Consider the following 13,366-nt stretch of genomic DNA (forward strand, 5'->3'; position numbering starts at 1 on the left):
ATCAGCTTCGAGACGGGGGGGCGACACCGTACCTCCGGTGAGCCACTGATCCCCCACTCAGACCGTTACCTCGGCCCCCCTCTGTCTCATCGCTGCTCGCGATGAGCCAACTCCCCACGCGCCTTCGCGCGTAGGAAGGAGACCGCGCCCATTGACCTCGTCCCCCTCTTCCGTCCCCATGCCGCCCTCATTCGGGGGTCGCTCATGAATCGCTTCGTCGTCGCCGCAGTCGCAGGCCTGCTTCTGTCCAGCCCGGCGATGACCGCCGCTGCCCAGACACAGCCTGCCGCCGCCGCGACGACCGCGGAGAACCCGGCTCTGGCGTCGATCATCGCCGACTATGACGCCTGGCAGCTCAGCCTCAGCCCCGAGCAGGCCGCGCGCGAGGGCGACCAGACCGCCAAGTCCAGACTGTCCGACGTCTCGCGAACCGCCGAGCTGGCCCGCCTCGAACCGCTGAACGCCTTCAAGCGACGCCTGGCCGCCCTCGACGCCTCGACCCTGTCGTCGAACGACGCCCTGAACCGCGACTTTCTCGCCATCATCGTCGACCGGTCGATCGAGTCCATCGGTCTCGACGGCGGCCGTCTGGCCTTCAACTCCGAGGGTGGGCCGGGACAGAGCGCCGGCTTCCTCGCCGCCGGCACACGCATCACCAATCGCGCCGACGCCGACGCCTGGTTGAGCCGCCTCGAAGGCCTGGCCGGCTGGTACGACGAAGGCCTGGCCGACGCCCGACGGGGGCTGGAGACCGGCTTCGTCCAGCCGAAATCCGTGGTCGAGAGCGCCCTCGCCATCTTCCGCAACGAGGCGGCCTTCACGCCTGCGACCGACCCCCTTCTGCGGCCCTTCGCCAGCCTGCCCGCGTCCATCTCCGCCGCGGATCAGGAAAGCCTCCGAACCCGCGCCGCCGCCATTGTCGCCGAACGGATCGTCCCGCGCCGCCAGGCCTGGGTCGACTTCACCGCCAATGAGTACCTTCCCGCCGCCCCGGCCGAGGTCGGCATCGGCTCACGCCCCGGCGGCCGCGAATTCTACGCCTTCGAGGCGCGCCGCTACACCACCACCGACCTGACCCCGGACCAGATCCACCGGATCGGTCTGGACGAGGTCGCGCGCATCCGCGCCCGCATGGAGACGGAGATGCGCGCTTCCGGCTGGACCGGCGACTTCGCCGGCTTTCTCGCCCACCTGCGCACCGACCCGCAGTTCTACGCCACCTCCCGGGAGGATATGCTGGAGAAGGCCTCAGAGATGGCCAAGCGGGCCGACGGCGGCCTCCCGGCCCTGTTCCGCACCCTGCCGCGCCTGACCTACAACGTCCGGCCGGTGCCGCTCGAGATCGAGGACAACTATACGACCGGCCGGTACAACGGCGGCTCGCTCGAGGAGGGGGTGCCCGGCGGCTATATCGTCAACACCGGCAAGCTGGACCAGCGACCGCTCTACGAACTGCCCGCCCTGACCCTGCACGAGGCGGTGCCCGGCCACCACCTCCAGATCGCTCTGCAGCAGGAGGCCGCCGCCGGTCCCGCCTTCCGCCGCAACGCGGGCGTCACCGCCTTCACCGAGGGCTGGGGCCTGTATTCGGAGTTCCTCGGCGAGGAGATGGGCTTCTACCGCACGCCCGAGGAGCGGTTCGGCCGCCTGAGCTACGAGATGTGGCGCGCCTGTCGTCTGGTCGCCGACACCGGCATGCACTGGATGGGCTGGACCATCGAACAGGCCCGCGCCTGCTTCACCGACAACTCGGCCCTGTCGCCGCACAACATCGAGACCGAGCTTCAACGCTACATCGGCTGGCCAGGCCAGGCCCTGGCCTACAAGATCGGCGAGATCCGCCTGCGCGCCATCCGCACCCGGGCCGAGGCGGCTCTGGGCGAGCGGTTCAACGTGCGCGACTTCCACGACGCCCTGCTGGTCGACGGCCCCCTGCCGCTGGACCTGCTCGACCGCCGCATGGACGCCTGGATCACAGCGCAGCAGCGCTAGGCGGCGTCCGGCAGGTCCACGCCCGCGAGCTTCCAGCCGAACAGCCCCTGCCGCTTCAGCAGCAACTTCAACGTCTCGTCGGGCCGATCCGGATCGGTCAGGCCGAGGACGAAGGTATTCAGGTCGCGATAGGCATAGCTCTGTCGGATGTCCTGGCCCTCACCCTCCGACTCGGGAGTAAGCGCCGCGGCGGCGTCGGTCGGGTCGGGCGTGTCGGCCGTCCGCACCATGGCGGCGATGGTCGGAGCGTTGACCAGGGCATCCACCGCCCCGCCGACCAGCATGGGCGCCAGCATCATGCCGAGGCCGCCCAGACCGCTGTTGCGCACATCCGGATCGGCCTGGGCCTCGGCCATCAGGCGGGTGGTCAGCTCGTCCTTCAGGCTCTCGCGGAAGGCGGGGAAATCGACCAGCTGTTCCAGCGCGGCTTCGTCCCCGGCCTTGGCCGCCGCCACCAGGGCGTTGACCGTCAGGATGGGCGTCCCGAAATAGGCGACGAGGAAGCCGACGACCGCCAGAACCACAATGCCCTTGAACAGGCCCTTCATCGTTTCGTCTCCGGGGCGGGCGTGACAGGCAGGGCAACTACGGCAGCGGGTTGCGGCGTCGACCCATCGGGCAGGCCGATGTGGACGAGCTTCCATTCGAACGCCCCCTTGCGTTCGAAGGTGAAGACGGTGTCGGAGCCGCCCTCGTCTGTGACGGCCATCCGGGCGCGGTTGACGCCCCAGTAGACCGGATGCGGCCAGGGCGCGGAGGCTTCGTCTGTTCCCGGTCGGGCGACGCGCACGGCGGCGTAACGCCCCTCAGCGCGGGTCAGACCGTCGATAGCGTCGGGGGTCAGATAGGCGTCCGGGTCCGGCCCTTGCGGGGCGACCGTCTCCTCGAACTGGCGGCGGAAGGCCCCGATCGGGTCGTTCATGAAGGAGGGTGCCGGCGTCAACGCCTCGGGCCGTCCCGACAGCTGGGGCCGCAGGGACGCGCGCACCGCGTCGAAATCCATCAGCCGCTGCAGGCCCGCGACGTCATCCGACTGCGCGGCCGAGCGGATGCCGAAGAAGGCCACAGCCGGGGCCGCGAAGAAACTGACCACTGCGAGCGCGATCGAGGCCAGAACCAGATTGCCGAATACGTCTTTCACGCGGTGGTCTCCCCTCCTCCGACGCAGACGCCATCAATGCACGTCGTAGCCCGTCGCTCAAACGAAACCCCGCCGGAGAAGCTCCGGCGGGGTTGAAAGATTCGAACGGTGTTGTTCCGATCGGGCTCTAGCCGACAGTCGGCAGGGCCTTCTTCAGATTCTCGGCGACCTTGTCGAGGAAGCCCTCGGTGGTCAGCCACGACTGCTGGTCACCGACCAGAAGCGCCAGGTCCTTGGTCATGTAGCCGGCCTCAACGGTTTCGACGACGACCCTCTCCATGGTCTCGGCGAACTCGAGCAGTTCGGCATTGTCGTCCAGCTTGGCGCGGTGCTTGAAGCCGGCCGTCCAGGCGAAGATGGACGCGATCGAGTTGGTCGAGGTGGCCTCGCCCTTCTGGTGCTGGCGATAGTGGCGGGTCACGGTGCCGTGGGCGGCCTCGGTCTCCATCACCTTGCCGTCCGGGGTCATCAGGACGGAGGTCATCAGCCCCAGCGAGCCGAAGCCCTGGGCCACCACGTCCGACTGCACGTCGCCGTCGTAGTTCTTGCACGCCCAGACGAAGCCGCCCGACCACTTGATCGCCGCTGCGACCATGTCGTCGATCAGACGGTGCTCATAGGTCAGGCCGGCGGCCTTGAACCGGTCGGCGTATTCGGCGTCGAACACCTCCTGGAAGATGTCCTTGAAACGGCCGTCGTAGGCCTTGAGGATCGTGTTCTTGGTCGACAGATAGACCGGGAAGTTGCGGTTCAGGCCGTAGCTGAACGAGGCGTGGGCGAAGTCGCGGATCGAGTCGTCGAGGTTGTACATGCCCATGGCCACGCCGGCCGAAGGGAAGTCGAAGACCTCGTAGTTCTGCTCTTCGCCATTGGCGCCGACCCACTTCATGGTCAGCTTGCCCGGACCGGGAACCAGGAAGTCGGTGGCCTTGTACTGGTCGCCGAAGGCGTGACGGCCGACGACGATCGGCTGGGTCCAGCCCGGAACCAGACGGGGCACGTTCTGGCAGATGATCGGCTCGCGGAAGACCACGCCGCCCAGGATGTTGCGGATGGTGCCGTTGGGCGACTTCCACATCTTCTTCAGGCCGAATTCCTTCACCCGCGCCTCATCGGGGGTGATGGTGGCGCATTTCACGCCGACGCCGTGCTTCTGGATGGCGTGGGCGGCGTCGATCGTCACCTGGTCGTCGGTGGCGTCGCGGTGCTCCATGCCCAGGTCGTAGTAGTCCAGCTCGACATCGACGAAGGGGAAGACCAGCTTGTCCTTGATCCACTGCCAGATGATGCGGGTCATTTCGTCGCCGTCGATGTCCACGATGGGATTGGCGACCTTGATCTTGGCCATGCGGCTTACGTCCTGTGCTGCAAGTGTCTGGAGGTGGCGGCGGTATAGCGAGGCCGGACGCCGGAGGCAAAGGGCGAGGCGCTCCGGATTAACCGTGCCCGGAAAATGCCGCCTGCGGTCAAGGTGAACCCGGACCGGCTCGACCGGTTCTGTGGGGCGGAAGGGCAGCCTTTCCAGCACGGGGATTTCGAATGGACGCCGAGACTGAACACCTGATCCAGCGTTGGATTGTCGCCTTCTGCGAAACCCCCGTCCTCATCGACGCGGAACTGATGCGGGCCGTGCTCGCTGATGTCGAAGCCAGGCCGGAGGCGTCGACCCCATGACCGCGAAGACCTTCAAGGCCGGTGATGAGGTTGGCGGGACCATTCACAGGCGACCTCAACTGTCAGGGTCCTCGCCAAGCCGGCGAAGGCGAGGACCGTCGACGCACAAGGTTGCGGCATCCTCACAGAACCCCGACTATCCGGTCGAGAGCGGCAAGGTCGGCGCCCGCGCCGCGCGCCGGCCGTCGGAGCTGCGCAGGGCCTTACCGGCCTGCGAAGGGGGATTGGAAATGCGTATGATCGCACTGTTGGCCGTCGCGGTCTTGCTGGCCTCGTGCGGTGATGAGCAGTCCGCCCGGGCCGACGCCGGGGCCGACCCGCGTGGTTTGGCCGGAGGCGCCGACGCGGAACAGCCGAATCCCAACGAGAGGACATTCCGCGACTGGCTCGCTGTCTGCGACAACATCGGGACCTGCCACGCCTTCGGCCATGCGACCGAGGGCGCCGGGTGGGTGCGTATCTCCATGGCGGCCGGACCGGAGGCCGGGCCCCGCGTCGTGGTCGGCTTCTGGCCGGAGAACGGATCGTTCGGCGACCCGCTGACCGCACGGGTCGACAATGACACCTTCAACGGCCTGACAGCCGCAACCGGCGAGGACGCGCTCCCGGTCGCAACGGTGGATCCGGAAGGCGTGCGACGCCTGATCGACGCGATGGCCCAAGGTCGCACCATGTCCCTGCACGCGGGATCGGAGACCGTGCCGATCTCGCTCAGCGGGGTCGCCGCCTCCCTCTTGTGGATCGACGAGCATCAGGGTCGGCTCGGTACGACCACCGCCCTGATCCGCAAGGGGTCGCGCCCCGCCTCGGCCGTGCCCGCCGCCTCCCCCTCGCCACGCGTGGTCGCGGCCCCGGCCGTCTCCCAGGCCGGATATGGCGATCAGGAGGGCCAGACCCTCCCGGCCGCCCTGGAAGCGCTTCCCGCCGTGATCCAGTGTCGGGCGGACACCGACTTCAACCCCGCCCTGCAGACGGTGATCTCTTCCGCCCGTCTGGATGCGAACACCGTCCTGTGGGGCGTCCCCTGCGACGCGGGCGCCTATAACCTGATCAACGGCTATTTCACCACGACGCCCCAGGGGACCGATCCGCGTCAGCTGACCTTCCCAACCGTGGCCGGCGAGCCCGAAGCGTTTCTCGTCAACTCGGCCTACGACCCGGCGACCCGGGTCCTCGACGCCTTCAACAAGGGCCGTGGGCTCGGTGACTGCGGCACGGCCGACAGCTGGGTCTGGACGGCGCAAGGCTTCGTTCTGAAGTCGTCGTCAGCGATGTCCGAATGCTGGAGCGTGCCCAGCGACTACTGGCCAGCCCTTTGGGTCAGCGAGTGACGGCGACCAAGGCCGCCGGCCCCGCTTCCGCCGTGGCGGAGACGGGGCTACGACGATCGATCATCAAACCGCCGCCTGCGCCGCGGTCCATTCGGTGATGACCCGCTCCAGCACCGTCAGCGGCACCGCGCCGGCGTTCATGCCCGCGTCGTGGAAGGCCTTGATGTCGAACCGGTCGCCCAGCGTCGCCTTCGCCGTCTCGCGCAGCTCGACCCATTTGGTGTGCCCCAGCTTGTAGGAGCAGGCCTGTCCCGGCCAGACGCAGTAGCGTTCGATCTCGGTGGTCACCGCGCTCTCGGCGTCGCCCAGGGCGTCGACCATGAACCGGATCGCCTGTTCCCGGCTCCAGCGCTTGGCGTGCATGCCAGAGTCGACCACCAGCCGCGTCGCGCGGAACATCAGCGACTGGAGGTAGCCGATCTTCCCGTAGGGATCGTTCTCGTACATGCCGATCTCGTCGGCCAGCTGTTCCGCGTACAGCGCCCAGCCTTCCGAATAGGCCGAAAAGCCCAGCACCTTCATCAGCAGCGGCGTGTTCGCCTTTTCCTGGGCCAGACTGATCTGGTGGTGATGGCCCGGCACCGCCTCGTGATAGGTCAGGGTCGGCAGCTGCATCTTCGGCCATTCGGCCGTGTCGCGCAGGTTGATGTAGTAGATGCCCGGCCGCGAGCCATCCAGCGCCGGCGAGTTGTAATAGCCGCCCGGCGCCCCGGCCTCGATCGCCTTGGGCACGCGCCGGATCTCGACCGCGGCCTGCGGCAGGCGGCCGAAATACTGCGGCATGCGGCGGCGGACTTCTTCCGTCTGGATGTTGAGGTCGCGCAGCAGCTGTTCCTTGGCCTCGTCAGTGTTCGGGTAGCGCTGCGCCGGGTCTTCGCCGAGCGCCTTGATCCGCGCGCCGACCGAGCCCTGTGTGAGCCCCTGCGCCTTCAGCAGGCCGTCTGCGCGGGCGGACAGTTCCGCCAGTTGCGCCAGGCCGATCTCGTGGATCTCGTCCCCGGACAGGTTGGTGGTCGTGTAGCTGCGGATGCCGAAGCGGTAGAAATCCTCGCCGTCCGGCAGACGCCAGACGCCGGCGTCATGGGTCGCCCCGGCCTGACGCGCCCGCAGTGCATCCGCCTGACGGGTCAGGGCCGGGAAGACGGCGTCATTGACGATGCTCTCGGCACGCGATCCCCAGTCGCCGGCGATTGACTTCTCGCCCGTCCGCCGGACGACCGACTGAACCAGGGTGGTGCCGGCCGCGCCCGGCGACATCAGGGCTTCCATCTGGCTGAGGGTGCGGGCGATGACGAAGTCGGGCGGCACGGCTCCGGCCTCGAACTCCGCCTCGATCCGGGCGGTCTCCTGATCCAGGGCCGTCGCGAAGGCGGAGACGCGGCTGAGATAGGCCTCGGCGTCCTCAGCCGTGTCGATCGAATGCTGGCTGTCGAGGAAGTCCGGGATGCCCTGATACGATCCGGTCAGCTGGCTCACGCTATAGGGCGAGGGGCTGAAACCGCCGCCATAGGGGAAGTCGTAGCCGATCATGGCGGTGTCGCCGAAATACTCGAGCGAGTCGTACCAGACCTTTTCGTCAGTGCTCAGGGCGGCGCGATCGACGGCTTTCAGCTCGGCCATCTGGCGCCGGAAGGTCGTCTTGTCCGCATCGATCTTGGCCTGGGACCGGTCGTCGAGCTGCGCCTTCTTGGGCGCGTTCGGCCCCTTGTCGAATCCGAGCGAGGTCAGCAGTTCCGGAGACGTCATCAGCGTCTCCTGAACGATCGAGTTCATCACGGCCGTAAAGGCCGCCGACGCCGTTCCGGCCTGCGGTCTGGCGATGACCTGACCGGCCGCCATCAGGCTGGCTCCGGCGGCGGCGGTGAACATGAGGCGGCGGCGGTCGATCATGGCGGGCTCCCGAAAATGTCGGGCCGCATTGGTCACCAACCGCGCCGTCTGGACAAGCGCTGTGTCGTTACAAATCCGTCAGGCAGACCCGCCGCCCGGCGCATGGTGGCTCCAGGGCGTCACCGCCTCCGAAGACCGGCATCGCGTCGTCCGGACCCGGGTGCGAGCCCTGGGGAAACCGTCCAGAACCGCCAGAATGACCGCCACCCAACCCCATGCGGCGTCCTTATGCGTACGATGAACCTCTTCCATGACCTGATCCCGTGCGGCACGCTTCGAATGTTGGACGTATCGGATTGACAGAGCGCGATCGCAAACCAGTAGTATGACGGGTCCACCCTAGGTGCCCTTATGCGTGATCCCCTCGCCGGCCTGCCGCTCTCGTCGATCCGTGTGTTCGAGGCGGCGGCGCGACTGAACAGTTTCACCCGGGCGGCGGAGGAACTCGGCATGACCCAGGCGGCGGTCAGCTGGCAGATCAAGGCGCTGGAGACACGGCTGGGGTTCAGCCTGTTCCGGCGGCTGCCGCGCGAGGTCCAGCCGACCGAACCGGGCGAGCGGCTGTCGCGGGCGGCGACCGAGGCCATGACTGTGTTGCGGCGGGCCTTCGCCGAGGTGACCGAGGCGGATCAGGGGGTGCTGTCGATCACCACCCTGACGACCCTGGCGACCCAGTGGCTGGCGCCCCGGCTGGGGGCCTTCCAGGTCGCCAATCCCGGGCTGGCCGTGCGGCTCGACACCAGTCCGACCATCATCGACCTGGCGCACGCGAACATGGACATCGCCCTGCGCTCCGGCGACGGCGACTGGCCCGGGGTGGAGTGCGCCCTCCTGATGCCCAGTGTCTTCACCCCCCTGTGCAGCCCGGCCCTGTGCGAGCGACTGGACCTCAGGGATCCCGCCGATCTGGTCGATGCGCCCCGGGTCGGCGACGAGAAGGAATGGGCGGCCTGGTTCGCCTGCGCCGGGGTGACGACGGCGGCGACCCCCGCATCGCGGCTTCGCGCCGACATCCAGGGACTGGAGGTCGCCGCGGCCCTGGGCGGTCAGGGGATCGCCCTGGGCTCGCCCATCCTCTTCGCCCGCGAGATCAGGGCCGGCTTGCTGGTCCGGCCGTTCCGCCAGACGGTGCGGCTGTCCGAGGGCTACTGGATCGCCTGGCCCGAGGACCGCCGGAGATCGCCCAAGATCGCCCGCTTCCGCGACTGGTTGCTGGCCGAGGCGGCTGCCGACCCGGACATCGCCGCCGAGATCGCCCTTATGCCCGCATGATGCCCTGAAGCACCGCCAGCGGCACCGAGCCGTTCAACAACATCCGGTCGTGGAAGGCCTTGATGTCGAAGCCGGGCTTCGCCTCCGCCTCCTGACGCAGGCCCTCGATCACGGTCTGGCCCAGCTTGTAGGAGCAGGCCTGACCCGGCCAGACGATATAGCGATCGACCTCGGACTGCGCGGCGTTGGCGGGGGTGGCTGCCTCGGCGATCATATAGGCGATGGCCCGTTCGCGGCTCCACCGCTTGTCGTGCAGGCCGGTGTCGACGACCAGACGGACCGCGCGGAACAGATAGGCCTGGAGATAGCCGATCCGGCCGAGCGGGTTGCCCTCGTACATGTTCAGGTCGTCGGCGGCGACACGTTCGGAATAGAGGGCCCAGCCCTCGTTATAGGCCGAGAAACCGCTGGCCCGGCGATAGATGGGCAGGGTCCCGGCCTCACGCGCGACCGAAATCTGGAAGTGATGGCCCGGCACCGCCTCGTGATAGGTCAGGGTCGGCAAGGACCATTTCGGCCGGTTCGCCGTGTCGCGCAGATTGATGTAGTAGGCCCCGGGTCGCGACCCATCCAGCGACGCCGCCTGATAGTAGCCGCCCGGCGCACCGATCTGGATCGAGACCGGCACGCGGCGGATCTCGACCGGCGCCTGGGGCAGGGTCGAAAAGACCTCGGGCAGGCGCGGGGTGATGGCGGCGACCATCTCGTTCAGTGAGGCGATCAGGGCGACCTTGCCCTCGTCGGTGTTGGGCCACAGGTGCTGCGGATCCTGGCCGAGCGCGTTGACCCGGTCGCCGACCGTGCCGTCGGTCATGCCGAGGCTCCTGAGGATGGTGTCGATCTCGGCCTGGATCGAGGCGACCTGCTGCAGGCCGATCTCGTGGATCTCTGCGCCGGTATAGGTGGTGGTCGTGTAGCCCCGGATGCCGAGGTTGTAGAGCCGCTCGCCCTGCGGCAGCCTCCAGACCCCGACGTCGGTCGAGGCGTTCGGACGCTGGCCCTCGAACACAGCGATCTGGCGGGTCAGGGCCGGCCTGATCTCCTCATCGACGATGACGACGGCGCGGGCGCCCCAGTCGCCGGCGATCGCCTTCTCGCCGGTCTTGCGGACCAGGGCCTGGACCATGGCCATCTCGGCGGCGGGGGTGTCGCGCAGGGTCTTCAGCTGCGTCAGGGTCTTGTCCATGATCACCGCCGGCAGGGTGACGCCCGCCCCGGCGTCCACCTCCAGCCGCGCGCTCTCCTGAACCAGCTGGACCGCGAAGGCCTTCAGACGCGACAGGAAGGCCTCGGCGTCGGCCGGGGATTCCAGGCGGTGCTGGTTGGTCATGAAGTCGGGGACGCTGAAATAGGCGCCGCCGTTCTGGGCCACGATATAGGGCGAACCGACGAAGGGCAGTTCGGCGCGCATCGCGGCCGTCTCGGCCTGGAACTGCGAGACCGCCAGGGTCACCTTCATGCTGTCGGACAGGTTCGTGGTCGGCCAGTCCTTGAGCTGCGCCCAGCGCGCGATGTCGCGCGCCTTGTCCCCGGCTTCTGCCTCAAGACTCAGGTCGCCGAGACGGCTTGCAAGATGCGCCCGATCGTCCTTGTCGATGCCCAGGCTGGTGGCGAACGTCGGGTTGCGTTCAACGTTGTCGTAGAACCATTCGGTCAGCAGGGCGTCGAGCGCGGCGTCCTGTTGCGACTGGGCCAAGGCCCGGATCGGCAGGGCGGCGAGCAGGCCGGCGCCGGCGGCGGAGAACATGAGACTGCGGCGATCGAGCATGGAAACATCCTGCGGACGCGAGGGGAGAGGCGGTGAATGTCCGGAATGTCCGGACGAAAAACAGCGGACGAAACGGACGAAACGGACGAAACGACGACCCGCCTCAACAAAAACAAAGGCCTGGAAGGCGCACGCCAGAACAGGTGGACATTCCCCCGGACGATCCGGCCTCCCATCATCCCGCCTACTTTTACCTCGCCGCCGACAGCTGGGGCGCGGCCGGGTCTGGCGCAAGGGCAATGAGAGAATAAATTCTTACTCCGTTGATGCCCCCAGCCAGGCCTGACGGAAAGCCATCTGCGCGGGCGTCACGGCGCCGCCGTCGGCCTCGGCGCGCAGCAGACGGAAGGAGGGATCAGCCACCAGACGCAGGGTGGCGGAACGCTCCATCCCGCGTTGGAGGAAGCGGATCGGAAGCGCGTCCCCCGGCCTGGCAGCCGCCAGCGCGGCGGTCCAGTCGGCCCCGCCGGCGATGGTCGTTTCGCCCACCGTGACGATCTGGTCCCCGCGATCAAGACCCGCCTCGTACAGGGGCGTTCCGGGCGCCAGGGCAGCGGGAATGATCGCCGGCCCCGTCGCCGGGAAGCGGACGGCACCCGCCCAGGCGGCCGTGGGACTGGCCGGTCGGATCACGATGCCGGCCTGGGCCAGCAGGGGCGCGAAATCAGGCAGTTCGCTGCCCCGGATCTGGCGATCGAAAACATCGGCTGCAAACGCGGGGTCGCCGGTGACGCGGGCCAGGGCGGCCTCGATGTCGGCGGGCGCATAGGGTCGTTCGGTCACGCCGTGGGTGCGCCACATCTCGCGCATCAGGTCGTCCAGGGTCTTGCCCGGGAACCGCTGGCGCAGGGTCAGGTCGAGGCCGAAGGCGATGACCGCGCCATACGGATAGTAGGAGACGAAGATGTTGGCGTTGGTCGGGTCGATGGAGGTCGCGGCATCCACGAACGGCGCGCGCAGGCTCATCTCCTGGGGCGAGCCGTAGCGACGACCCGACGCGTTCTGGACGAAGTTCAGCTGGCCGCCCATTTCGCCGAGGAAGTCATCGACCTTCGACACCCCCGCACGGCGCATTGCGAGGGGGCCGTAGTAGCTGGTGAACCCCTCCGCGAACCACAGCGACGGCGTCGGGTTGGCGCGGGTGAAGTCGAACGGCTCCAGCTCGTCCGGGCGGATCCGCTCCACGTTCCAGGAATGGAAGAACTCATGACTGAGCGTGCCGAGCTGGTCGAAGTCGGCCTGGGCGAACGACCGGGTGTCATTGATGATGGTGGAGTTGCGATGCTCCATTCCGTCGCCGCTGACCCAGGGCAGGTAGTCGGCGATGAAGGTGTAGGTCCCGAAATCATAGTCGGGCACGTCGCCGAAGACCGCGATCTGGGCGTCCACGATGCGACGGGCGCGCTCGGCGAAGATGTCCATCTCCGCCTCCGTGCCGGCATGGTGGGCGGCGATGCGCACGGTGCGCGGCGTCCCTGCGTCATCGACCGTCCACTCGCGCACCATGTGGTCGCTGAGCTCGGTCGGACTGTCCATCAGATACTGGAGGTTCGGCGCGGCGAAGGTGTTGGGGTCGGACTGCGGCTGGAGCTGGGTCGCGATGGTCCAGTCGGGCGAGAGGGGCCTGAACCGCACGGTCGCCGACCGATCGTCGAAGCCCGTCGCCCAGACCAGGGTCGCCGGCATGTTCAGGTGGGCGTGGGTCGCGTCGATCTGGGAATAGGTGCCGTCAGACCGGTCCCCGAACAGGGTGTAGCTGAGGCTGACCGTCCCGTCGTGGCCGGGCACGGTCCAACCATAGGGGTCGGTGCGCTCGAGGGCCAGGGCGCGCCCCTGTCCATCGACGGCGGAGACGGAATAGACGTTCTTGCCGAACTCGTGGATCGCATAGCGACCGGGCGACGAGCGCGACATCTGGAACCGCACAGGAGCCGTGCCGACGTCGCGATAGGTGACGGTGATCCGCGCCTCATGGTGGACCGCGTTGTCGAAGCTGATGTCGTAGTCCTGGGCCTGCACGGCGCCGGCCGCGAAGGTCAGGGCGGCGCAGGCGCAGGCGGTCAGCAGACGACGAGCGGACATGGGAACTCCGGAACAGGGACTGGCCGCATAGGGGCGCAAGGCGGGCCGGGTGGCAAGAGGGGGCGACCGCGACGTCCCTTCTCCCCTTGCGGGAGAAGGTGGCAGCCGAAGGCTGACGGATGAGGGGTCACACTGATGATCGAGATGAGCGGATCGCGCGATGACTTTTCCAGTCGGTGTGCCCCCTCACCCGACCGCGCCAGAACGGCGGCTAGC

10 protein-coding genes are annotated in these 13,366 nt (G+C 68.1%); 4 read left to right on the forward strand and 6 right to left on the reverse strand.

All coding sequences use genetic code 11. The features are described from left to right. Positions 1-204 precede the first annotated feature (204 nt). Positions 205-1,992, forward strand: a complete 1,788-nt coding sequence (locus Q0044_RS11330; protein ID WP_298162292.1) for a DUF885 domain-containing protein — start codon at positions 205-207, stop codon at positions 1,990-1,992. Here the strand turns inward: Q0044_RS11330 and Q0044_RS11335 are convergent. From Q0044_RS11335 to Q0044_RS11345, 3 genes are all read right to left on the reverse strand, one after another. Continuing rightward, on the reverse strand, positions 1,989-2,540 hold the full coding sequence (locus tag Q0044_RS11335; protein WP_298162293.1) for a DUF2939 domain-containing protein: 552 nt from the start codon (positions 2,538-2,540) through the stop codon (positions 1,989-1,991). The two genes, Q0044_RS11330 and Q0044_RS11335, sit on opposite strands and share 4 nt — an antisense overlap. Continuing rightward, positions 2,537-3,133 carry a DUF2939 domain-containing protein gene (locus tag Q0044_RS11340; protein WP_298162294.1) on the reverse strand — a complete coding sequence of 199 codons (597 nt, stop codon included), beginning with the start codon at positions 3,131-3,133 and terminating at the stop codon, positions 2,537-2,539. The genes Q0044_RS11335 and Q0044_RS11340 overlap by 4 nt, the downstream gene beginning before the upstream one ends. Before the next feature lie 127 nt (positions 3,134-3,260). Then, the gene (locus Q0044_RS11345) at positions 3,261-4,481 is read right to left on the reverse strand and encodes an NADP-dependent isocitrate dehydrogenase (protein WP_298162296.1); all 1,221 of its coding nucleotides are present in this window, start codon (positions 4,479-4,481) and stop codon (positions 3,261-3,263) included. 191 nt (positions 4,482-4,672) lie between these two features. Between Q0044_RS11345 and Q0044_RS11350 the strand changes: the two genes are divergently transcribed. Both Q0044_RS11350 and Q0044_RS11355 read left to right on the forward strand, forming a co-directional pair. Then, positions 4,673-4,807: a hypothetical protein gene (locus Q0044_RS11350; protein ID WP_298162298.1), complete on the forward strand. Its 135-nt coding sequence runs from the start codon at positions 4,673-4,675 to the stop codon at positions 4,805-4,807. A gap of 236 nt (positions 4,808-5,043) precedes the next feature. Then, positions 5,044-6,138, forward strand: a complete 1,095-nt coding sequence (locus Q0044_RS11355) for a DUF1176 domain-containing protein (RefSeq protein WP_298162300.1) — start codon at positions 5,044-5,046, stop codon at positions 6,136-6,138. Positions 6,139-6,201: 63 nt separating this feature from the next. Here Q0044_RS11355 and Q0044_RS11360 read toward each other — a convergent pair whose 3' ends face one another. Further along, positions 6,202-8,028 (reverse strand): DUF885 domain-containing protein, encoded by a 1,827-nt coding sequence (locus Q0044_RS11360; protein WP_298162302.1) that lies wholly within the window; start codon positions 8,026-8,028, stop codon positions 6,202-6,204. 351 nt (positions 8,029-8,379) lie between these two features. Between Q0044_RS11360 and Q0044_RS11365 the strand changes: the two genes are divergently transcribed. Next, on the forward strand, positions 8,380-9,300 hold the full coding sequence (locus Q0044_RS11365; RefSeq protein ID WP_298162304.1) for a LysR substrate-binding domain-containing protein: 921 nt from the start codon (positions 8,380-8,382) through the stop codon (positions 9,298-9,300). Here Q0044_RS11365 and Q0044_RS11370 read toward each other — a convergent pair. Further along, complete coding sequence (locus Q0044_RS11370) at positions 9,287-11,068, reverse strand: DUF885 domain-containing protein (RefSeq protein ID WP_298162305.1); 1,782 nt, start codon at positions 11,066-11,068, stop codon at positions 9,287-9,289. The genes Q0044_RS11365 and Q0044_RS11370 overlap by 14 nt on opposite strands. A 255-nt stretch (positions 11,069-11,323) precedes the next feature. Then, entirely contained in the window at positions 11,324-13,150 is a 1,827-nt protein-coding gene (locus Q0044_RS11375; RefSeq protein WP_298162308.1) for a M61 family metallopeptidase, read from the reverse strand. Between the last annotated feature and the right edge of the window lie 216 nt (positions 13,151-13,366).

The organism is Brevundimonas sp. (genome assembly GCF_027484365.1).
In the GTDB taxonomy this organism is placed as follows: Bacteria; Pseudomonadota; Alphaproteobacteria; order Caulobacterales; family Caulobacteraceae; genus Brevundimonas.